Raw genomic sequence first — 20,860 nt, 5'->3', positions numbered from 1 at the left:
CCTCAATCATTTTCCGTAGGAGCGACCAAAGGTCGCGATAGGGCCAGCCCTGCGGCCACATGCCTCAACCCGAAGCCCGTACGCCAGAACCCACATCCGCGCCCGCTTCATCGTGCAACGATATCCGCGATGTCTCCGGCAACCCCAAGCCCCCTACCAGTGCCAGCAGCGCAATCACCACCAGGTAAAACGCCGGTGCCAGGCTGCTGCCGGTCTGCCCGATCAGCCAGGTGGCCACCAGTGGCGCAGTGCCGCCAAACAGCGTGTACGCCACGTTGTAGGTAATCGCCGAGGCGGTGTAGCGGGTACGGGTAGGGAAGCTTTCCGAGAGCAACGCCGCCGTTACCACGCCACTGCTCAAGGCCCCTACCGCCAGCAGGATCACCCCCAACAGCGCCCCGCTCATCGACCCGGAACTGGCCAGCCAGTACGCCGGGAACACGCACAGCATGACCCACAGGCAGGTGAAGCCGATGGTTTTGCGCCGCCCCACCCGGTCCGAGAAGGCCCCGGCCAGCGGGCAGCCGACCGCGGCGAACAGCAGTGCCACGGTGGTCACCAGCAACGACTGGGCGCGGGTGAGGTTGCCAACCAGTTGCAGGTAGGTGGCGAAGTAGGTGGTGAACATGTAGAACGACAACGCCGTCAGCGAGATGAACATGCCCAGGTTGCGAATCGCCCGGCCATGGTGGCGCAGGGTGTCCTTGAGCGGCGAATGTTCATGTTGCTTGCCTTGGGCGACGGCTTCGCGAAATGCCGGCGTCTCTTCCATGCGCCAGCGCAGGTACAACCCCACCAGCCCCAGCGGTGCCGCCACCAGGAACGGAATGCGCCACCCCCAGGCGGCCATGGCGTCGGCCGACAGGCTGGCCTCCAGGCCATAGGCGATCACCGCCGCGCAGGCAAAGGCGGAAAAGGTGGAAACCGGCACGAAGCTGCCGTAGAACGCGCGCTTGTCACGCGGGGCATGCTCCATCAGGTAGGCACAGGCCCCCGCGTACTCGCCGCCGGCGGAAAACCCCTGCAGGCAGCGCGCCAGGGTGAGCAGCGCCGGTGCCGCCAGGCCGATGCTGGCGTAGGTGGGCAGCAGGCCGATCAAGGTGGTGGAGCCGGCCATCAGCAATATGGTCAGCGACAGGATACGCTTGCGCCCCAGGCGGTCGCCCAGGGCCCCGAACACGATGCCGCCCAGCGGGCGCAGGGCAAAGGCCACGGCGAATACCGCGAAGGTCTTGAGCAAGGCCACGCTGGCGTCTTCGCTGGCGAAGAACTGGCTGGCGATCAGCGTGGCCAGGAAGCCGTAGACGGCGAAGTCGAACCATTCGACGAAGTTGCCGATGGCCGAGGCGGCGATGACCCGGCGCAGGGTGGCGGGGGATACCTCATGAGAGGTGGACATGTGCGAGTGCTCCGTTGTCCATAGGCAGCCTGGAAGAATGTGGCACGGTCGGGCCGCGCCATCGTTGTTGTCAGGGCCAGTAGACCGGGGGGCAGGGCGGGGCACTTCTTCGTGTGCGACCTCGGGATACCTGTTACGGCCTGGAAGGCTGCACCGCTTTGGTAGGAGCGAGCGCAGCTCGCGATACGATCCCCCAGGCGGGTTCATTCCTTGAGGGATGTTGCGCCCGCCAGATCGCATCGCGAGCTGCGCTCGCTCCTACCGGGTTAGGGGCGGCCGACGCGCCAGGGGGCGTAATCGAGTTCGCTGTAGCCCTTGGCCACGCCGTGCATGTCGGGCGCAAAGCCCGGCATGCGGCTCAGGTCCAGGGCCAGGCAACGGCTGCTCAGCCGGGACTGCAGGTCGCCGTCCAGGCGAAAGTCATCTGGCCGCAGCGGGTGCGGGTGCAGTTGCACCAGGCAGGCTTCGACCTTGCCCTGGGCATTGGCCTGATAGAACACCGAAGCCCTGCCGACGCTGGTCACCGGTTGATCACGCAGCAAATGCTCCCAGAAAAATGCGCGGCGGGCGTTCGCCTGCGCGAGGCCGTTACCCAGTGGCAACTGCACAATCAACGGTGCAATCACCTCCAGCGTGTCTTTTTCGCCATACATGGCGTTGGGCACCACGGGGTAGATGGTCTTCCAGCACTGCGCCTCGACCAGCTTGGCCAGCGCCTTCTCGTTCGTGCGTTGCACATCGCCCGGCAAGTTCTGGTTGTCTTTCGCCTGAGGCCTGAGCGTTTTGCAGCCAACAGGTACCGAATGCCGGTCGAGGATCAGCTGCAGCCTGGCGACGCCTACCTGCTTGCTGGTAAAGGCTGTGGCAATGCTTCCAATGATGGCGTGTTGCACGTCGTGAATGAAGGCCTTGCGGGCCTGCGCATCCACGTCGGGGGCGGTGCGGGCCTGGCAGCCTGCCAGGGCGGTAACCAGCAGTGCGAGCGATAATGATCTGTACACGTAAACTTCCTTGCAATGGCATGAGCCGGCATGAACGAGGGTGCACAGTATTGTTGAGAGTGAACTCGGAAATTGGGCGGCTGAAGGGTAGGAAGTTTCTGAATGCCTGTGCCGGCGCGGGTGCCGGCACAGGTAATCCCGTTAGAAGCGCACGTCCAGCGCCACTTCCAAGGTGCGCGGCGCGCCCATATAGTACTGCAGCCCGTAGGCCTGCTTGGCGTACACCTCATCGGTCAGGTTGCGCACCCGCCCGGTGACGGTGGTGTGCGCATCGAGCCGGTAGCGGGCGAAAGCGCCATACAGGGTGTAGGCCGGCGCCTTCAGGGTATTGGCGTTGTCTGCGTACACCGAGCCGACATAACGGGCATCCACCCCCGCCGACCAGTCCGGGGTCAGGCTGTAGGTCAGCCACAGGTTGGCCACATTGGCCGGCACGTTCACCGGCGCATTGCCCTTGCGCGACACCGACACCCCGTTGACCGCCTCGTTGAACCGATCGTACTGCGCATCGACGTAGGCGTAGTTGCCTTCGGCCAGCAGTTTCGGCGTTACCTGCAAGCGTCCCGACAGCTCGATGCCGCGGGAGGTTTGCTGGCCGGCCTGGACGGTCAGGTTGGGGTTGCTGGAGTCGCGCACGGCGAAATCCTTGCGCACGATCTGGTACAGCGCCACGGTTGCCGCGCCGCGGCCGTCGAGAACGTCGAACTTGCTGCCCACTTCCCACTGCTCGCCCTTGGACAGGTCGAACAACCCCACATTGGAGTAGGTAGCGGCCGCCAGCGACCCGGCCGGCAGGTCGGCGGCGGTGCTGTATTGCCCATAGAAGCTCACCGCCGGGGTCAGCGCGTAGGTCAGGCCGATGCGCCCGGACAGCGGCTCCCAGCGCCGTTCGAAGTAGGCCGGCGAGGTGGCCGACACCGCGCCGTAGTTGGTCACTTGCATGTCCAGGTAGTCGTAGCGCAGGGCTGTCAGCAGGGCCAGGCGGTCGGTCAGTTGCAGGCGGTTTTCGGCGAACACCGCGCGGTTGCTGGTGACGTGCCGGCGTTGCTTGGTCAGGCCGGCATTCACCCCGGGGATGTCCTGGAAACTGCCGGGGTCGAAGTGCTCCGGGTCGACCACATCGCTCCAACTGCCGGAGGTTGGGTACACGCTCTGGCGCATGTGCGAGTAGTCCAGGCCCAGCGACCATTGGCTGGCCAGGCCGAACAGGCGGTTGTCGTGGCGCAGTTCGATACGGTCGCCCAGCACGCTCTGCTCATGGCGCTGCAGGTAGGGGCTGGAGCGCAGCACGTTGCCGTCGGCGGTGTAGCGGTAGCCTTCGAGGTTGCGGTAATCGCGCTGGGCGCTGTAGTGGTAGAGGGTGTTCTGCACGCTGGTGCTGTCATCGACCTGGTAGTCGAGGATCGAGCGCAACCAGCGTACCCGCTGTTCGTAGCGCCCGTCAGCGACGTTGTAGTTCTCGAAGCGGCGGCTGTTGTCGATCTTCATGGTACTGCGCCCGGGCAGGATCGGTGTGCCCCAGTACGGGCTGCGTTCGCGGTCCTCCTGGTATTCCAGCGCCAGGGTGTGGGTGAGGTTGGGCGCCAGGTCGCTGAGCAGGGAGAAGGCCAGGCTGTCGGTTTGCCGTTCGTTGCGGTCGATGTAGCCGTTGCCCTGGCTGTGGCTGTAGTCCAGGCGCATGAAGTGACGGGCATCGGCGGGGTTGCTGGCCAGGGCCTGGTTGACGCCGAAGGCCACCTCGCTGTCATCGAAACTGCCGTAGCGGATGCGCCCGTCGACGGTGTGCGGGTCGCGGCTGGCGGTTTTGCTGATGTAGTTGATCGAGCCACCGACCGCCCCTGCGCCATGCAGGAACGACGACGGCCCGCCCAGCAGTTCGACGCGGTCCAGCCCCCAGGCGTCCACCGGCCGGGTGGCGCTGCTGTACCCCAGGTTGATGCCGTTGTAGAGCTGGGTGACCTGGTTCTGGGTGAAGCCGCGGTAGCTGACGAAGCCGCCATAGCCGGGGTTGGCCGAGGCGTTGACACCGGTCATGGCGTTGATCACGTCCTGGCTGTCCTTGGCGTCGCGTTGCTCGATCACGCGGCGGTCCGCAACGCTGACCGAGGCCGGTGTTTCGCGGGCCGTCAGGCCCAGCCGCGAGCCGGTATGAATGGGCTCGTCCAGTTGCACGCCGGTCGGTGCTTCGCGCTCGCCATCGATGGTGGTGGCGCTGAGTTCGATGGCGGCGTTGTCCGCCCAGGCGAAGCTGCAGGTGCTCATCATGAGCACCAGGGAGGTCTTGCGGAACATGGTGTAGGGTCTTCCACGCAAAGGTCATGGCTGACGGCGAGCGCGCAGGCAGGCGCGCCCGGCTGAGGTCAGGCGAAATGAATAACGGCTGCGGGGAAGGTGGAGGGTGGAGCGCGGGGCGTGAGGGCAGGGCGTTGCTGGCGCGGCGGTGGTTGCGCCCAGCTGCGCACGACGATGGGCGCCGTGGCGCGGGCTTGCGCCGGGGTGGACGACCAACCGCCGCTGCTGAGCGCCACGGCCAGGCCGAACGAGGAGCACACCGGGCAATCGAGCTGGGCCATGTGCTGGTCACCGCCGGCGCCATCGAGGTCGATGGCCACGCCATGCTCGCTGTTGACGGCGCAGAAACCACCTTCGAGGCCGGCCAGGCGCAGGCCACCCATCTGGCCATGGTGCAGGCCGCACAGCAACAGGCTGAACAGGACGCTGGCATAGAGCGCCCAGGCCGTCAGCGTGCGGGTGTGCCGGGTGATTTTCATGGCGGCGAATCTATCACCCGGACGAACGGCAGGGTAGTGCCTGGGCGCGGCAGGTTGTCGCAGGTCAGGCGGCGCGTTCGAGCAGGTCGAGCAGCTCGACGAATTCCTGGGCCAGCTTGTGGCGCGGCGCCAGGTGCACCAGCGGCACCGAGGCCTGGTGTGACTCGCGCATCTTGATCGAACTGCTCAGGTACACCGGCAGCACGGGCATGCCTTCGTCACGCAGTTGCTCGACCAGGGTCTGGTGCAGCGCGGTGCGCCCGGCGAACTGGTTGACCACCACGCCTTCCACTTGCAAGGCCGGGTTGTGGTCCTGGCGCAGCTCCTCGACCTCGGCCATCACGCTGTGCAGGGCCTGGCGCGAGAAACTGTCGCAGTCGAACGGAATCAGCAGGCGCTCGGCCGCCACCAGGGCGCTGAAGGTGTAGAAGTTCAGCGCCGGAGGCGTGTCGATGTAGATGCGTTCGTAGTCCTCGCCCAGCTCTACCAGCAGCTTGCGCAGCTTGTTGATCTTGAACTTGCTCTCCAGCTTGCTTTGCAGGTCGCTGAGGTCGGGGCTGGCGGTGACCAGGTGCAGGTTGTCGTAGCGGGTGGGGGTAATCGCCACGCGGTGTTTCTTGCCCGAGGCCGTGACCGGGGAGAGGGTTTGCCGGAAGAAGTCGGCGATGCCGGCGGGAATGGCGTCGTCGGTCAGGCCGGTGAGGTAGTAGGTGGCGTTGGCCTGGGGGTCGAGGTCGACCAGCAGGGTGCGGTAACCCTCGGCAGCACTGGCGGCGGCGAGGTTGCAGGCGATGCTCGACTTGCCGACGCCACCTTTCTGATTGAAAACCACACGACGCATGAGACGCTCATCCATGAAGAAGGGAAATGTCAGGTTGGGGTCAATCCTATGACCGAAAGACGACAGTTTTATGACAAGTGTAGAACATGTAGGAGAGCGCGTAGCTCGCGCCGACCATTACGGGTGAGATTCGATATAGCGCCGGTAGAAGTCCAGCGTTGCCAGGTTCTTGTCCTTGGCTTCGAACATGATGTCGAACCGGTCGAGGAACGCCAGCGCATAGCGGTTGGTCCAGTCGTTCCACATCTGCGCGCTGTGTTGATACAGGTCGCGCTTGTTCACCCGCTCCAGCAATGCCGGGATGGTCAGCTTGCTGCCGGCATCAAAGCCCAGTGCCTGCAGGCTTTCGGGTGGCTGCGAGTAGTGCATGGTTGGCCGCACGCCGCGCCAACTGTCGATCACCTGCGCCACCCGCGGGTCGTGCGGGTCGATGTAGTCGCCTTCGTGAATCCAGCAGTGGTGAATGTCCAGCACCACCGGCGCTAGGTCGGCGAGGCTTAGGCAGTCGTCGACGCCGTAGGTTTTCTCGTCGTTCTCGAAGGTGATCACGTTGCGCGCCACCTGCGAAAGCCTTGGCCAAACCTGGCGCACGCCCTCGGCACCCAGGCGCCCGGCAATGTGCACGTTGCACTTGAAGTCCTGAAAGCGCAGGCCATAGCCCATCAGGCGGATCATGTCGGCGTGGTACTCGAACTCGGCCAGGCTGTTTTCCACCACCTCGGCGCGGTCCGAACCCAGTACGCAGTACTGGCCGGGGTGGAACGACAGGCGAATGTCCTGATCCCGGGCCAGGCTGCCGATGGCCGCGAAGCCCGAGGCCATCAGGGCCTGGAACGCGGGGTCGCGGTACAGCGGCGCTACGCTTGGGTGGCTGTAGAGCGGCAGCAGGTCGCTGCTCAGGCGCAACATGCGCAGCATCGGCGGCAGTTCGCTGACGTAGGCCAGCAGGCGCACCTGTGCGTCGAGGTTGTGTTGCACCAGCTCCAGCAGCTTGGCCCGTGCGGCTTCGGGGGCTGCGCTGGAGAGCCAGCGCAGGGTGGTGGTGCGCGGGTTGAAGGGGCGTTCGATGGCGTCCAGGGCCTTGGCCGGCAGGCGCTGGTCGGGATGGCGGTACATGCAGGCGAAGCCCAGGCGGGGCATGGTGAGTCTCCAGAGCAATCGGTGTTGGTTGGACCCTTTCGAGCCACAGAAAGATCACTTCAGCCTGCGCCGGCCGCCCACCGCGTCATCAATCTCCAGGCCGCCGCCGCCCCGGTAGGAGCGAGCGTAGCTCGCGATGGGGCGCGCAGCGGCCCCAGGGTTTCAGCTTCGCGCCTGATAGCGCCGGGGCTGCTTTGCAGCCCATCGCGAGCTTCGCTCGCTCCTACCGGTCGCGTGCGCGTTGGTAACGCGAGCCGCGAACGCCGGTGCCAGGCTTACCGTTCAGGCCCCAGGTTTTTCCAATGCCTGCAACTCATCCTCCACCTGCTGCATCCGCTGCTCGGCCAGGGCCTGCACCTTCTGGTCCCGCGCCGTCTCGCGCATCAACCCAGTGAGCTTTTCGCTCAACTGCTTGCCGGCTTCGGTGTCCTCCAGCGCCTTGGCCTTGGCCGGGTCACGGGTGGCGTCGACGATGGTGGCGAACTCGGCATCGCTGAAGTTCTTCTCGCTGTACAGCTTGAACAGGTCCTGGCGCTGGTCTTCCACCGTCAGGTGCTTGCGCAGCACCTCGGCGATGGTGGCTTCACCGAGCTGCGGGTGGGTGCGGGCGAGCAGGGTGGCCATGCGCTCGATGTTGTGGTCGTAGGCCTCCTGCAGCGGCAGGTTGGCCAGGATCTGCTCCTCGCGGGTGGGTTTCTGGTCGCAGGCGGTGAGGGCAGCAGTGAACAGCAGGGGCAACAGCAACGTCGGGATGCGGGGCATGGGGTGGCCTTGGGCGGGTATTTCAAAGCGTCGATTATACCGAGGTTGGGTTGTCAGCAATGAGCCAGTGCGGTAGAAAATCGCTCGCCCACAGCACGCCGCCATCACCATGCCCAACTGGATCATCCAAACCCCGAGCAGCGACCGCATCAGCGAAGTCGTGGCGTTCATCGACAGCGCCCGGCGCGAGCTTTTTCCAATGCTCGCAGGCTCGCCCCTGCCCAGGGACCTGGCCGATTTTGCCGGCACGTACCTGGCTGGCCGAGGGCACTTCCTGGAAGCGCGGGACCAAGGCCGGCTGATCGCGGGCATCGGCTACCTGCCGTATGACCACCGCTTCGCGCAACTGGACTACCACGGCAAGCGCGTGGTCGAGGTGGTGCGCCTGTTCGTGTTGCCCGAGTACCGCCGTCACGGCCTGGCTGCCGCATTGTTTGCCGCCTTGCGCGAGCATGCCGCCGAAGCAGGTGTGCAGTGCCTGTACTTGCACACCCACCCGTTCCTGCCCGGTGCGATCCGCTTCTGGGAACGGCAGGGCTTTGCGCTGACCGATGTGGAAGAAGACCCGGTGTGGCAGACCACGCACATGGAACATTGGCTGCAGATGTAGGCAAATTCCTACACGATGCAGCGCGGCCCAAACACCCGGTTCATAGGCATTCCCCCACCAATTCCTTACCTTCACGCGCTTTGCATTGAAGAAAGGAACAACCCGGATGGCCCATCTCGCGCTGTACAAGCTCGAACTGCTCGATGAGTTCGAATGCCGTGATGACGACTGGACCTGCAGCGACTTCGAACGCCGGCTGCTGCAGGTTCGGCCCAAGGTATTCAGCCAGGACGCCGCCGGCATCATCGGCATGGCACACAAGGACGGCAGTTGGCCGCGGACGGTGAAGCGTTTCGTGCTGACTCGCCATCAGGCTGGCCAGCCGACCCGCGAACTGTTGCCGCAGGTCGTCGCCAGGTTGTCGGCCCAGGAGCGGCGCGAGTGGGGGCTAGGCGAACCGGCGGCTCAGAACCCGCCCGACAGCGGCCACTCCACCGCCAAACGGATTTGATCGCCATCGAGCTCCGCCTGCGCCGTGTTGCCCCGGTGCACGTTGTGCCGCAGCGAAAAGGTGGTGCCCTTGGCCTTGCCGCTCTGCACCACGTAACGTGCCTCCAGGTCGCGTTCCCAGTGCTTGCCGCCCTTGCCGTAGCCCAGGTAGGCGTAGCCGCCGTTGGGGTCGACATGGGTACCGTCGATGTCGAAGCCGCGCACGTACAGCGCAGTCAGGTTCAAGCCGGGCACGCCATAGGCGCCCATGTTCAAGTCGTAGCGCGCCTGCCATGACTTCTCGTTCGGCGCGTTGAAGTCCGACATCTGTACGGCGTTGGCAATGTAGATGGCCCCGCGGGTGACATAGTCGAACGGCGTGTTGCCGTCCACCTGCTGCCAGCCGAGGCTGAAGCTGTGCGGACCCTGGGCGTAGCGCGAAACCAGGCTCCAGGTGGTGTTGTCGATGCGCCCGGACAACGCCTTGCCGGTGTCGGTGGTGCGGTACAGGTTCAGGTCCAGGCTCAGGCTGCGTCGGTCGTCCAGGGCGTGGGTGAGGGTGCTGCCCAGGTAGCTCTGGTTCCAGGTGTCTTCGTAGCGCGAGGTGTACAGGCTGCCACTGAAGGCCGCGCTGGGGTTCCAGACTACGCCGGCGAGGTCGAAGCTGTTGCCTTGGCGGGCGTTGGAGTAGTTCACCACGAAGCCCTGGTCGTGGCTTGAGGCGTTGCGGTCGGTGCTTTCGTTGAAGTGGCCGGCGACCAGCTTGAGGGTGTCGATTTCACTGCTGGTGAGGAAGAAACCGGTGGCGGTTTCCGGCAGCAGGCGGCTGTCCGAGGAACTGAACACCGGCGTTTTCACCCGTTGCTCGCCGTAGGACAGCACCGTGTTGGACACCCGCACCTTCAGCGCCGCGCCGCCACGGCTGTATTCGTTCTTGGGGTGGCCGTCGTTGTCCACGCCCAGCAGGCGCGCCTTGCCGGCCCGGCCGCCGCCGCTGTCGAGCTGCACGCCCTGGTAGGCGTGGGCATCGACGCCAACGCCGATCAGGCCCTGGGTGAACCCGGACTGGAAGGTGCCCATCAGGCCGTAGGCCCATTCCTCGGCCATGCCATTGCGTTCGCTGCGTGGCTTGTAGGCGTTGCGCGCACCGCTGTTGCGCCCACCGTGCTTGTAGTCGCGCTGGTCATACACCGTTCGGTTGAGCAGGCTCCAGCTGCTGTCTTCGATGAAGCCCTTGCTTTGCGATTGCGCCGAATCTGCCAGCGCGAAGGGCGCCAGGCTAGCCAGTGGCAGGCTGAGCAGCAGGCACTTCATTGCCCGCCCTCCAGCTGTTGCAACTGGGCGGCGAAGCGCGCCTTGGCCCGTGCCGGCAGCGCCTCTGGCAGTTCTGCAGGGGCACCATCCCCCACCTGCACCACCATCACCATGCCCATGGCCAGGTGTGGAATGCACTGGATGCCGTACACCCCAGGCACCGTGAAGGTCTGCTCGTAGGGCTGGTTGAGCTTGCTCTTGAACGCCTCGGCACCGGCTGGCAGCAACCCGGGCACGCTGGCCGCGTTGTGGCCGCTCTGGGTGGGCAGGAAGCGCACCGTGTCGCCCGGAGCGATGCGCAGGTGATCGGGTTCGAAGACCATGGCCCCGGCGGGGCCGCGGTTGAGCATCTTCACTTCGTGCACGTCAGCCCAGGCTGGGGCGGCGGTCAGGGCGCTGGCGAGCAGCAGGGCGGCAGGGCGCAACAACATGGCAGGAACTTCCTGGTTCAGGGGGCGCGAAAACGCAGGATGCGCGCGCCGTCGTAAGGGTCGGTAAGGTAATGGGCGTGCACGCCGAAGGTGCTCAGCAGGCGCTCGGGGGTCAGCACCTCAAGGGGCTTGCCCAGGGCGACCAGGTGGCCTTTGTCGAGCACCGCCAGGCGGTCGCAGGTCAGCGCCTGGTTGAGGTCGTGCAGGGCCACCAGGGTGGTCACCGGCAACGCCTGCACCTGCTGCAGCAGGCTCAGCTGATGCTGGATGTCGAGGTGGTTGGTCGGTTCGTCGAGCAACAGCACCTGTGGGCGCTGGGCCAGGGCGCGGGCAATGTGCACGCGCTGGCGCTCGCCGCCGGACAGTGAGTTCCAGATGCGCGTGCGCAGGTGCGTGGCGTCGAGGTCGGCCAGGGCCTGTTCGACAATGGCGCGGTCGGCGTTGGAAAACGGCGCAAGCGCCGACAACCAAGGCGTGCGCCCCAGCGCCACGGCATCGAACACGCTGATGGCGTCGAGGGTGTCGGCCTGCTGCTCGACCAGCGCCAGGGTTTGCGCGATGCGCCGGCGCGGCAGGCGGGCCAGCGGTTCACCGAGCAGCTGCACGCTGCCGGTACCCGGTGTGCGCAACCCGGCCAGCAACTTCAGCAGCGACGACTTGCCCGAGCCATTGGGGCCAACGATGCCCAAGGTTTCGCCAGCCAGCACGGTGAGGTCGATGTTGCACAGCACGGTATTGCCCGACAGTTGCAGGCCCAGGCCGCTGCAGGCAAGGGGGGCGAGCTGGGCGGTAGGCATGGCGGTCATGGGCGCCCCCGGCGGCTGACCAGGATCAGCGCGAACACCGGTGCACCGATCAACGCGGTGACCACGCCCACCGGAATCACCTGGCCGGGGATCAGCGTGCGCGACAGCACGTCGGCGGCAATCAGGAACAGCGCACCGCCCAGGGCGCTGGCCGGCAGCAGGCGGCTATGGCCGGGGCCGAGCAGCAGGCGCAGGGCGTGGGGGATCACCAGGCCGACGAAACCGATGGCGCCGACGATCGACACCATCACTGCCGTCACCAGTGCGGCGCAGCTAATCAGCAGCAATTGCGTGCGGCGCACGGCGATGCCCAGCGAGGCGGCCGAATCGGCGCCGAAGGTGAAGGCATCCAGCGCCCGGCGGTGCCACAGGCACACCGCCAAGCCAAACAGGGCCACCGGCAGGGCCAGCCACACCGACGGCCAGCGCACCCCGCTGAGGTTGCCCAGCAGCCAGAACAGGATGCCGCGGGCTTGCTCGGCGGTGGCCGACTTGGTGATGAGAAACGCGGTGAGGGCATTGAACAGCTGAGAGCCGGCAATGCCGGCGAGAATCACCTGGGCATTGTTGCTACTCGGCCCGGCCGCACGGGCCAGTACCAACACCAGGGCGAACGCTGCCAGCGCGCCGATGAAGGCGCCACCGGACATGCTCAGGGCAACACTGCCCAGGCCCAGCAGGCCAACCAGCACGGCGCCGGTCGAGGCCCCGGCAGACAACCCCAGCAGGTAGGGTTCGGCCAGCGGGTTGCGCAGCAGCGCCTGCAGAATCACCCCACAGGTTGCCAGGCCCGCGCCGCAGGCGGCGGCGACCAGGGCGCGGGTCAGGCGGTAGTTCCAGACGATGCCGGCGTCGATTGGGTCGACCGGGTAGCCCGCTTGCCACAGGTGGTTGGCCAGCACCTGGAAAACCACCTGGGGCGACAGGCTGGTTTCGCCAATGGCGGTGCCTGCGAGCAAGGCGGCAACCAGGGCCAGCAGGGCCAGGGCGCTGTAGGGCAACAGGCGTTTCATCACTGGGCTGCTTTACCGCTGGCAAAGGCCGCAGACAGCGTCTGCAGGCCGCGGAACAGGCGAATGCCGGCCTGCATGGCGTCGGCGTCGAGCACGATGATGCGGTTGTGCTTCACCGCGTCCATGTTGCGCGTGACCGGGTCTTTATGCAGGAATTCGAGCTTTTTCTGGTAATCGTCGGCCGGGAAGCGGCGGCGGTCCATGCGCGCGATGATCAGCCAGGTCGGGTTGGCCTTGGCCAGGGTTTCCCAGCCCACGGTCGGCCATTCCTCAGTCGACTCCACCACGTTGCGCACGCCCAGGGTGCGCAGCATGAAGTCGGCCACGCCTTGGCGGCCGGCAACATAGGGGTCGATGTCGAGGTCGGCGCTGGAGAACCAGAACAGCGCCGAGGTGTTGGCCAGGTCCTTGCCCGCCAGCTGCTGGCGGGCGCTGTCCAGGCGGCCCTTGAGGTCGGCGTTCAACGCCGCACCGCGGTCTTGCACATCGAAGATCTCGGCCAGTTGGCTGACGCTCTTGTAGATGCTGTCGACCTGGAAGGCCTGCAAGCGGGTGCCGTCGGCGCCCACCAGGTTGTCCTTGCCTTCGCAGTCCGAGGGCAGCAGGTAGGTGGGGATGTTCAGCTCGCCGAACTGCTCGCGGGTGGCCACCACGCCCTGGGCGCCGACCATCCATTCGAACTGCACGGCCACCAGTTGCGGGCGCTTGCCGACCACGGCCTCGAAGCTTGGGTCGTTGTCGGCCAGGCGCGGCACCTTGGCGTTCACCGCCTGGTACTCGGGCAGCACATTGTTGAACCACAGCGACGTGCCGGCCAGCTTGTCGCCAAGGCCCAGCGCATAGAGCATTTCGGTGCCGGCCTGGCCGATGGTCACGGCACGCTCAGGGGCCTGGGCGAAGGTCTGCGGCACGCCGCAGTTGTCGACGGTCAACGGGTAGTGGGTAGCGGCGGCCTGGGCCAGGCCGGCCAGGCTCAGGCCAGCGAGCAGGGCGGTAGAGCGAAGCAGCATGCGGGTGATCTCCTATCGAATGGTTCTGGTGAGGAACGCACGGACAGGCATCGCCGCGCCTTTGCAGGCGCAAAGGCAACACAGATGGCCATCCCGGACACCCCGCCGGTTGGTGAATGTTTGCCGGCAGGTCTCCTGACTGGTGCGTCATGGCCCGGCTCCGGCCTTCCCGGGCATTGGCCCAGTGGCATCGATGGAGCAGGCTCGGCACCTACAGTTGCGGGGGCAGTTCCGATTGGCGCGCCGTGCAGGCGGGCCCGGGATTCCCTATTAGTTCCGTGGTGGAAACCGGCGGGCCGCATGGTAGACCATCGGGCCGCCGGGCAAAAGCGCAAATCAGAAGTACTTGAGCCAGCGAAGGTCGCGCCGGCGCGCCTTGAGTCGGGCAAACCAGCGCACCGGCAGGTACAACGCCACGGCCAGCAGTACCGCGCTCAGCCATACCGAGGCGATGCTGTCGAAGCCGAAGTAGTCGCCGTGGTTAAGGCCCAGCAGCGCCACGCAGGCCAGGTACAGCAGCTTGAGCACGTACAGGTGCAGCAGGTAGAAGAACATTGGCGCTGCGCCGAACACGGCCAGGGCGCTGATCCAGCGGGCAAGCCCGGCGCGCTCGAAGGCGCGCAGCAACAGCAGGCCGCAGCCCAGGGTCAGGGCCAGGAACAGCAGTGATGGCGGGTACTTGGTGATGTTGAAGAAGCTCATCAGCGTCTGCGTCACGGTCGGGTAGCCGCTCCAGGGGGCTTCGCCGTAGCCGTTGTAGATGCGCAGCACCATGAAGCCGAGCAGGGCGATCACTCCGGCCAGCAGCAACCGGTGCTGGCGCTCGCCGGCCTCGCTGCCACGGGCGAACCAAGGGCCGATGCAGTAGCCCAGGGCGATCACGCCGATCCATGGCAACACCGGGTAGGAGGTGCGCAGGCGCAGGGTGTCGGACACTTCCAGCCAGCCGCGGTCGTGGAGGATTGCCCACGGCACGTGCAGCGCCGATTCCACGCCGAAGTGCAGGCCGTCGAGCAGGTTGTGCCCGGCGATGATCGCGGCGCCCAGGGCGAACAGGGCGGGGCGTGGCAGCCACACCAGCAGCGACAGGGCTATCATGCTCACGCCGATGGCCCAGATCACTTGCATGTAGACCACGCTCGGTGGCAGCTGGAAGGTCCAGGCGAAGTTGACCAGGGTGAACTCCAGCACCACCAGGAACAGGCCGCGCTTGAACAGGAACGCCGAGACGTCGCTGCGGCCCTGGTACTTCTCGCCGTACAGCCAGGCCGACAGGCCGGTGAGCAGGACGAACACCGGGGCGCACAGGTGGGCCAGGGTACGGCTGGCGAACAGCGACGGTTCGGTGACGTCGATGGTCATCGGGTCGCTGACCTGGCGGTGCAGGAAGAAGGTTTCGCGCACGTGGTCGAGCAGCATGAACAGGATCACCAGGCCGCGCAGGGCATCGATGCTCTGCAGGCGCTGGGTGAGCAGGGTGGGGGTGGCTGAGGCGCTGGTCATGGAAAGGGTCGCAGGCAGGAATGAATGTCAAATGAAACGTTATCTTATAACTAATTCATTTGCGGTTGATAGCGATTTTTTGTATAGCCTGGGCTGGCCCTCTTCGAGACTCGCGTCTTCACCCGTTTACGGTGGATGAACTGGTAGGAGCGAGCGCAGCTCGCGATGGGCTGAAAACCGGGGCCGCTGCGCGCCCCATCGCGAGCTACGCTCGCTCCTACCAGGGGCGGCTGAAATCAGAAGGTGTAATCCACGGTGGCGAAATACGACCGAGGCGCCCCCATCACCCATTGCTCGCCACTGAACGCCGAGGCCACGTACGCCCGGTCGAACAGGTTGTTCACCTGCAACCCCAGGCGCACATCCGGCAGCACCTGCCAGCCGATGTTGGCATCGACCACGGTATACCCCGGCGCACTTTGGCTGTTGGCGCTGTCGGCATAGCGCGCATCCACGTAGCGCGCGCCAATCCCGGCCTCGACCTGCTGGCCAAAGCCCTTGCTCAGCCAAAGGTTGGCGGTACGCCGTGGCACATTGGCGGGTCGGTTGCCGGCACGGTCCATGGCCACGTCATCCACCACCTCGTAGAAATCGTCGTAGCGGGCCCGCACCAACGCGGCGTTGGCCGACACCTGCCACTGGTGCGCCAGGGCCAGCTCCAGCGATACCTCCAGGCCGTCGGAGGTCTGCTGCCCGGCCTGCTGTGCGTCATGGGTGAGCGGGTCATCTACCAGCAGTTTCTTCTTGACGATATGGAACGCTGCCAGCGTCCACTCGCCACGGCCCTCCCAGAAGCGCTGCTTCAGGCCCAACTCGGTCTGCCTGGCCTCGGTCAGGTCGAAGTGCATCTGCTCGGGGCTGAGGCTGACCAGGTTGTCCACGCCATCCTGGCTGGTGGAGTACTGGCCATACAGGGACAGGGCGTCGTTGACTGCGAACACCAGCCCGGCACGCCAGTTGCCGCCTTGCAGGCTGCGGTCGCTGCGGCTGGCATCGATGAGGTTGTCGCGGTCGATATGGTTCTGGTCGCGGCGCACCCCGGTTACCAGCGACAGGCGCTCGGTGAGTTGCAGGCGGTTCTCGGCGAACAGGGCGAAGGTGTGGGTGGTGGACAGCGTCTGCCGTTCGCCTGCTGGGTCGCGCTGGAACCAACCCGGGGTCGGTTGCCACGGGTCGAGGTAGTCGCCGCCCAGGCCGTTGCTGCGGTCGACGTTGAAGCGCACCTTGTTGTACTCCACGCCAACCAACGTCTTGCTGGCAAGGCCGAACAGGCTGTGGTCGAAGGTGAAGGTCTGGCGGTCGCCGATCTGCTCCTGGTTGTGGCGGATTTCCAGGTAGCCCTGGCGCTCCAGTTGCTCGCGCTCGGGGTCCCAGCTGTAGTTCTCGGCGTTGCGCCAGTGGCGGCGGCTCTTGATGTAGTAGAGCTGGTTGCTGGCGCTGAGCTGGTCGTTGATCGCCCAGTCGGTGGTCAGGCGGGTCCACTCGTCGTGGTAACGCTGCACGTCGTTGTCGACGTTGTAGTTCTTCTTGCGCAGGCTGCTGCGGTAATGGCCGTCGATCAGCGGCGTGCCGTAGTAGTTGGCCGGTTGCGCATCGCCGCGCTCGTGGGCGAGGGTGAAGCTCAGGTCGTCGCTGGCGTCGAAGCGCAGCGCGGCGCTCAGGGCCAGGCTGCGTGAGTCGGTGCGGTCGACCCAGCCGTTACCGGCCTGCTGGTTCAGGGTCAGGCGGTAGCTCAGGCGTTCGCTGAGGCTGCCGCCGCTGTCCAGGCCCAGTTGCTGGCGGTCCCAGGAACCGTAGCCCAGGCGCAGGTGGTTGCGAATGTCGCCGGTGAACGGCTTTTTCGGGATCACGTTGACCACCGCGCCAGTCGCGCCTTCGCCATACAGCACCGAGGCCGGGCCACGGATCACGTCGATGCGCTCGACCATCCACGGGTCGACCGGGAAGGTCTGGGTGCCGGCGCCGGTGTACAGGCGTGCGCCGTCGAACAGGGTCATCACCGAGCCGTGGCCGGTGAAACCCCGGGCCGACAGGCCGGTGCCGCCATCGCCTGGGTTGCCGATGAAGGTGATGCCGGGCGAGCGGGTGACGGCGTCTTGCACGGTGAGGTCGTTGCGCTGCTCGATCTGCGCAGCCGTGATGCTGGTGGTGCTGGCTGGGGTGTCCAGGGCGCTGAGGTTCAGCCGCGAGCCGGCCTCGGTCGGCGTGGCCAGGTCGATGCGTTGTGCGTCGTGGCTGCCGTTGATGGCCGTGGCAGGCAGGGCCAGCACGGGCTCGTCGGCCAGGGCCGGGAGGGCGACGGCCAGGCAGGCCGCCAGAGGGTGAAGCTGGATGAATCGGGACATGTCGTTCCACTGTTGCAGGAATGAATGCATCCCGGTGGAAAACACGCAAAGGCGTACCCCACATGCAGGTGCGCACGCAGGTACCGGCCTGCGCCCGCCCACCGCGGGTTGCCAAGTAATGTTCCAGGCCGGTCTCCGGGCTTGCGAGGGGCATGAGGCCTTCACCTTCCCATGCTGGCGCACAGTGGTGTGTCGAAGGCATCGCTCGCTTACCGTTGCGGGGGCAGCGCCGGACTTGTCGTGGACCACGACGCACCGGCTTCCCGTTTCACCCTGCGCACGGCGGCGCAGGACACCTGAAAACGGCGCGCAGTTGAGCATCGAAAGGCCATCACGTCAAATACGCACGTGCAGGGAAAAATGTGATGAATCACCGGGTTGTGCGTTTTTATGGATTTTTTTTCGAACTTTTGCGCCTGGCGCAGTCTCGAACTGCACGTTCGCACTCAACACAACGTCATGGAGACTTCGTGCATGCTCGCCCGTAACCTGCTGCGCCACACCTGCCTCGCCACCCTGCTTGCCAGCCCACTGCTGGCCACGGCGGCACCGAGCACCGAACCGCTGTTCAGCGTCGGCCTGCTGGGCGCCTACGACAAATTCAAGTTCGAAGGCGGCAGCGAATCGGACAAGGAACACTTGGGCCAGGGCGGCGTCTTTGCCACCTTCGGCAACAAGCTGACGGCCGAGTCCGGCTTCATCTACCAGATCGGTGCCGAAGCCAAGTACGGCAAGAAGAACGACAACAAGCTCAAGGAAGCCCAGGCCGACCTCGACCTTGGCTGGCGAGCCGCGCTGGACGCGCGCAACTTCGTCGATGTGACGGTGGGCGGTGGCTACAGCTGGACCCGTTTCGAACCCGAGATCAACGACCTGGACACCCGCCTGACCTACAAGTCGCCGTTTGCCAAGGCTGCGCTTGGCTACAACCACCAGTTCGATGCCTCGACCCTGCGCGTGGAAGTGGGAGCGCGCCGCAGCATCGATGGCCGCGCGCGGCTGAAGGTGGACGACTTTGGCAGCGACAGCGTCGACATGAAAGACCGCACCAACCCCTATGCCGAGGTCACCTTGCTGATGAACCAGCAGGGCGGCATGCCGGTGCAGGCGGGCGTTTACTACACCCGTACCGAGTACAAGCTGGATGAAGACTCGGACGTGGCCGACAACAACAAGCTCAAGCGTGACGAGTTTGGTTTCAAGGTTGGCCTGGCGTTCTGAGGTTGATGTAGGCAGGCTTGGCCCTGATCGCGAGCTGCGCTCGCTCCTACCGGGATAATTGTGCAAATCCCGTAGGTGATCACCCAGCCCTGCGGGCTGCGCTGTCGCGCAGGGAACATTGCCCCGCGAACACCGGCGAAGCCGGTGCCATGCACCACGGTGCTTGCTTCGCGGGTCAAGCCCGCTCCTACAGAAATATCAGTTAAATCAAATATTTACGATTTTTTCGTAGGAGCGAGCGCAGCTCGCGATGGGGCCTTCACCGGCTAACGCCCGCGCCGGCGCGACACCCGGGCCTCGATGTTCTTGCGCCCAATCAGCAGCGGTGGTTTCTCCACCACCGGTTCATCGGCCAACCACTTGTACATCACCAGGCAGTCGACCAACCCCAGGCGTGCATGGCGGTAGGCCTTGGGCAAGCGCCCGACGGTTTCGAAGCCCAGCTTGTGCCACAGCGCCACGGCCACTTCATTGCTGGCCACCACCGAATTGAACTGCAATGCCAGGAAGCCCTCCTGGCGGGCCAGCTTCTGCGAGTGCTCGCACATCAGCCGGGCCACACCACGGCCACGGGCGGCCTCGCACACCATGTAGCCGCAGTTGCCAACATGGGCGCCGGGCCCGGCAGCATTGGCCTTGAGGTAGTAGGACCCGAGCAGCTCGCCGTCCTGCTCGGCCACCAGCGTGCGCAAGGGCAGCTCCAGCCACAGCTGGCGGGCCTGGGCAAGGCTCAGCGCGGGGTCGAAGGCATAGGTTTCGCGGGCCTGGACAACGGCCTGGAAGGTGGGCCAGAAACGCTCGAAGTCGGCGGGCGTCATGGGGCGGATATGGATCATGGCGGTTCCTGCTGTGGCTAGGCCGCCAAGTCTGGGTAACGCGGCGCCGTCGCGCAAGGGCGACGACGCCCTTGGCGTCAGCCGTTGGCCTTGCCTACTGCATCCAGGGCACGGGCCGAGTAGACCAGCGCGGCGCCGGCGTTCATCGCCACGGCCACGCCCAGGGCTTCGGCGATTTCTTCACGGCTGGCGCCGTGCTTGACGGCCTGTTGCGAATGCACGGCGATGCAGCCGTCGCAGCGCGTGGTGACGGCCACGGCCAGGGAAATCAGCTCGCGGGTCTTGGCGTCCAGGTGGTTGGTCTTGGCGCCGGCACCGCTGGCGGTCATGTAGCCGGCCACGGTGTCGGGGGAGAGTTGCTTGAGGTCGCCGATGCCGGCCATCAACTGCTTACGGTAGGCGTCCCAGTCCATCATGCTCATCGTCTTCACCTTGGCAAGGTTTCTGGAGGAGCTTTCAGGCTAGACCAATTTGCGCCTGCCGCCGGCGGCGGCGACAGGCGCAAGGGGGCTTCAGATATACACGAACACCAGCACCAGGGCGGCCACTACCAGCCACTTTTCCAGGTAGTAGCGCATGCGGTTGCGCTTCTTCAGTGCCTTGCCGCGCTCGCGGATCTTGTAGATGCGGGTGAACAGGCGGTTGATGCCACCGGTCTTGTCGTTGGCATCGTTGGGCGCTGCGGCGGCGGCCATCACATTGCGGCTGAACCAGCGGTTGAAGGCGGTGGCCCAACGGTACTTGAGCGGGCGTTCAACGTCGCAGAACAGGATGATGCGGTTGTGCTCTGTGGTGTTGGCCGCGTAGTGGATATAGGTTTCGTCGAAGATCACGCCTTCGCCATCACGCCAGGAGTACTTTTCACCGTCCACGTCGATGTAGCAGCCATCGTCGTTGGGGGTGTCCAGGCCCAGGTGGAAGCGGTAGGAACCGGCGTACGGATCACGGTGGCGCACCAGCTTGGCACCCGGTGGCAGGGTGGCGAACATTGCCGCCTTGACCGTGCCGATGCCTTGCAGCAGCTCGGTGGTGCGGGGGCACAGGGACATTGCCGACGGGTGGCTTTCGCCGTACCACTTCAGGTAGAAGCGCTTCCAGCCGGTCTTGAAGAACGAATTGAAACCAACGTCGTCATAGTTGTCGGACTTCTTGATTTCACCCACGTGCAACAGCTGCTGTGCTTCGGTGCGAATCTCCTGCCAGTGATCCTTGAGCGGTTGCAGTTCGGGGAAGGCTTCCACCGGAAGGTAAGGCTTGGCCGGGTGTTTGGAGAACAGGTAGAGGAAGCTGTTGACCGGGGCCAGGAAACTGGAGTGGTCGCCCAGCTGACGGGTCAGCTTGTGGCGTACCCGACCGCGCAGGTGAACATAGGCGATCGAGAGGACGAAGATCAGTACGAGTGCAATTTTCATGGACGGTTACTTGTCG

General features: G+C 65.5%; 20 protein-coding genes and 2 riboswitches. Of the genes, 3 read left to right on the top strand and 17 right to left on the bottom strand.

Annotated elements, in window-relative coordinates; genetic code table 11:
- Positions 1-64: 64 nt before the first annotated feature.
- The 7 genes from F3J45_RS01455 to F3J45_RS01425 form a co-directional block, all read right to left on the bottom strand.
- Positions 65-1,399: an MFS transporter gene (locus tag F3J45_RS01455; protein ID WP_167056136.1), complete on the bottom strand. Its 1,335-nt coding sequence runs from the start codon at positions 1,397-1,399 to the stop codon at positions 65-67.
- A 266-nt stretch (positions 1,400-1,665) separates the two neighbouring features.
- Complete coding sequence (locus tag F3J45_RS01450; RefSeq protein WP_167056133.1) at positions 1,666-2,400, bottom strand: hypothetical protein; 735 nt, start codon at positions 2,398-2,400, stop codon at positions 1,666-1,668.
- 141 nt (positions 2,401-2,541) lie between these two features.
- Positions 2,542-4,692 carry a TonB-dependent siderophore receptor gene (locus F3J45_RS01445; RefSeq protein ID WP_167056130.1) on the bottom strand — a complete coding sequence of 717 codons (2,151 nt, stop codon included), beginning with the start codon at positions 4,690-4,692 and terminating at the stop codon, positions 2,542-2,544.
- A 68-nt stretch (positions 4,693-4,760) separates the two neighbouring features.
- The gene (locus tag F3J45_RS01440; protein WP_167056127.1) at positions 4,761-5,171 is read right to left on the bottom strand and encodes a DUF2946 family protein; all 411 of its coding nucleotides are present in this window, start codon (positions 5,169-5,171) and stop codon (positions 4,761-4,763) included.
- A 64-nt stretch (positions 5,172-5,235) separates the two neighbouring features.
- On the bottom strand, positions 5,236-6,012 hold the full coding sequence (locus F3J45_RS01435) for a ParA family protein (protein WP_167056124.1): 777 nt from the start codon (positions 6,010-6,012) through the stop codon (positions 5,236-5,238).
- Between the two features lie 117 nt (positions 6,013-6,129).
- Complete coding sequence (gene uvsE, locus F3J45_RS01430) at positions 6,130-7,152, bottom strand: UV DNA damage repair endonuclease UvsE (protein WP_167056120.1); 1,023 nt, start codon at positions 7,150-7,152, stop codon at positions 6,130-6,132.
- Positions 7,153-7,434: 282 nt separating this feature from the next.
- Positions 7,435-7,914 carry a hypothetical protein gene (locus tag F3J45_RS01425; RefSeq protein WP_167056101.1) on the bottom strand — a complete coding sequence of 160 codons (480 nt, stop codon included), beginning with the start codon at positions 7,912-7,914 and terminating at the stop codon, positions 7,435-7,437.
- 109 nt (positions 7,915-8,023) lie between these two features.
- On the opposite strand from F3J45_RS01425, the gene F3J45_RS01420 reads away from it, so the two are divergent.
- Both F3J45_RS01420 and F3J45_RS01415 read left to right on the top strand, forming a co-directional pair.
- Positions 8,024-8,524, top strand: coding sequence for a GNAT family N-acetyltransferase (locus F3J45_RS01420; RefSeq protein WP_167056094.1), 501 nt, complete (start codon positions 8,024-8,026; stop codon positions 8,522-8,524).
- Positions 8,525-8,630: 106 nt separating this feature from the next.
- On the top strand, positions 8,631-8,975 hold the full coding sequence (locus F3J45_RS01415; RefSeq protein WP_167056089.1) for a hypothetical protein: 345 nt from the start codon (positions 8,631-8,633) through the stop codon (positions 8,973-8,975).
- On the opposite strand, the gene F3J45_RS01410 is transcribed toward F3J45_RS01415, so the two are convergent.
- The 7 genes from F3J45_RS01410 to F3J45_RS01380 all read right to left on the bottom strand — a co-directional run bounded on the left by F3J45_RS01410 (position 8,930) and on the right by F3J45_RS01380 (position 17,375).
- Positions 8,930-10,267: an OprD family porin gene (locus tag F3J45_RS01410; RefSeq protein WP_167056084.1), complete on the bottom strand. Its 1,338-nt coding sequence runs from the start codon at positions 10,265-10,267 to the stop codon at positions 8,930-8,932. The genes F3J45_RS01415 and F3J45_RS01410 overlap by 46 nt on opposite strands.
- The gene (locus tag F3J45_RS01405; protein ID WP_167056081.1) at positions 10,264-10,698 is read right to left on the bottom strand and encodes a pseudoazurin; all 435 of its coding nucleotides are present in this window, start codon (positions 10,696-10,698) and stop codon (positions 10,264-10,266) included. Before F3J45_RS01405 ends, F3J45_RS01410 begins: the two co-directional genes overlap by 4 nt.
- Positions 10,699-10,715: 17 nt before the next feature.
- Positions 10,716-11,504, bottom strand: coding sequence for an ABC transporter ATP-binding protein (locus F3J45_RS01400; RefSeq protein WP_167056077.1), 789 nt, complete (start codon positions 11,502-11,504; stop codon positions 10,716-10,718).
- A complete protein-coding gene (locus tag F3J45_RS01395; protein ID WP_167056073.1) occupies positions 11,501-12,517 on the bottom strand; it encodes an iron ABC transporter permease in 1,017 nt (338 codons plus the stop codon). Before F3J45_RS01395 ends, F3J45_RS01400 begins: the two co-directional genes overlap by 4 nt.
- Positions 12,517-13,527 carry an ABC transporter substrate-binding protein gene (locus F3J45_RS01390; protein WP_167056070.1) on the bottom strand — a complete coding sequence of 337 codons (1,011 nt, stop codon included), beginning with the start codon at positions 13,525-13,527 and terminating at the stop codon, positions 12,517-12,519. The genes F3J45_RS01395 and F3J45_RS01390 overlap by 1 nt, the downstream gene beginning before the upstream one ends.
- Positions 13,528-13,634: 107 nt before the next feature.
- A riboswitch (cobalamin riboswitch) is annotated at positions 13,635-13,835 on the bottom strand.
- A gap of 28 nt (positions 13,836-13,863) precedes the next feature.
- Positions 13,864-15,030, bottom strand: coding sequence for a DUF1624 domain-containing protein (locus F3J45_RS01385; RefSeq protein ID WP_167056067.1), 1,167 nt, complete (start codon positions 15,028-15,030; stop codon positions 13,864-13,866).
- 236 nt (positions 15,031-15,266) lie between these two features.
- Complete coding sequence (locus F3J45_RS01380) at positions 15,267-17,375, bottom strand: TonB-dependent siderophore receptor (RefSeq protein ID WP_167056064.1); 2,109 nt, start codon at positions 17,373-17,375, stop codon at positions 15,267-15,269.
- 108 nt (positions 17,376-17,483) lie between these two features.
- Positions 17,484-17,690, bottom strand: a riboswitch (cobalamin riboswitch).
- A gap of 159 nt (positions 17,691-17,849) precedes the next feature.
- On the opposite strand from F3J45_RS01380, the gene F3J45_RS01375 reads away from it, so the two are divergent.
- The gene (locus tag F3J45_RS01375; RefSeq protein ID WP_167056061.1) at positions 17,850-18,596 is read left to right on the top strand and encodes an outer membrane beta-barrel protein; all 747 of its coding nucleotides are present in this window, start codon (positions 17,850-17,852) and stop codon (positions 18,594-18,596) included.
- A 266-nt stretch (positions 18,597-18,862) separates the two neighbouring features.
- On the opposite strand, the gene F3J45_RS01370 is transcribed toward F3J45_RS01375, so the two are convergent.
- The 3 genes from F3J45_RS01370 to lpxO form a co-directional block, all read right to left on the bottom strand.
- Positions 18,863-19,432: a GNAT family N-acetyltransferase gene (locus F3J45_RS01370; RefSeq protein WP_167056057.1), complete on the bottom strand. Its 570-nt coding sequence runs from the start codon at positions 19,430-19,432 to the stop codon at positions 18,863-18,865.
- Between the two features lie 77 nt (positions 19,433-19,509).
- A complete protein-coding gene (locus tag F3J45_RS01365; protein WP_205299996.1) occupies positions 19,510-19,848 on the bottom strand; it encodes a carboxymuconolactone decarboxylase family protein in 339 nt (112 codons plus the stop codon).
- Between the two features lie 96 nt (positions 19,849-19,944).
- On the bottom strand, positions 19,945-20,844 hold the full coding sequence (gene lpxO / locus F3J45_RS01360) for a lipid A hydroxylase LpxO (RefSeq protein WP_167056052.1): 900 nt from the start codon (positions 20,842-20,844) through the stop codon (positions 19,945-19,947).
- Positions 20,845-20,860: the final 16 nt, after the last annotated feature.

This window comes from Pantoea sp. Ap-967 (assembly GCF_011752565.1).
Classification (GTDB): Bacteria; Pseudomonadota; Gammaproteobacteria; order Pseudomonadales; family Pseudomonadaceae; genus Aquipseudomonas.
The sequence above is the reverse complement of the archived record's forward strand: the minus strand, read 5'-3'. Positions and strand labels throughout refer to the sequence as shown.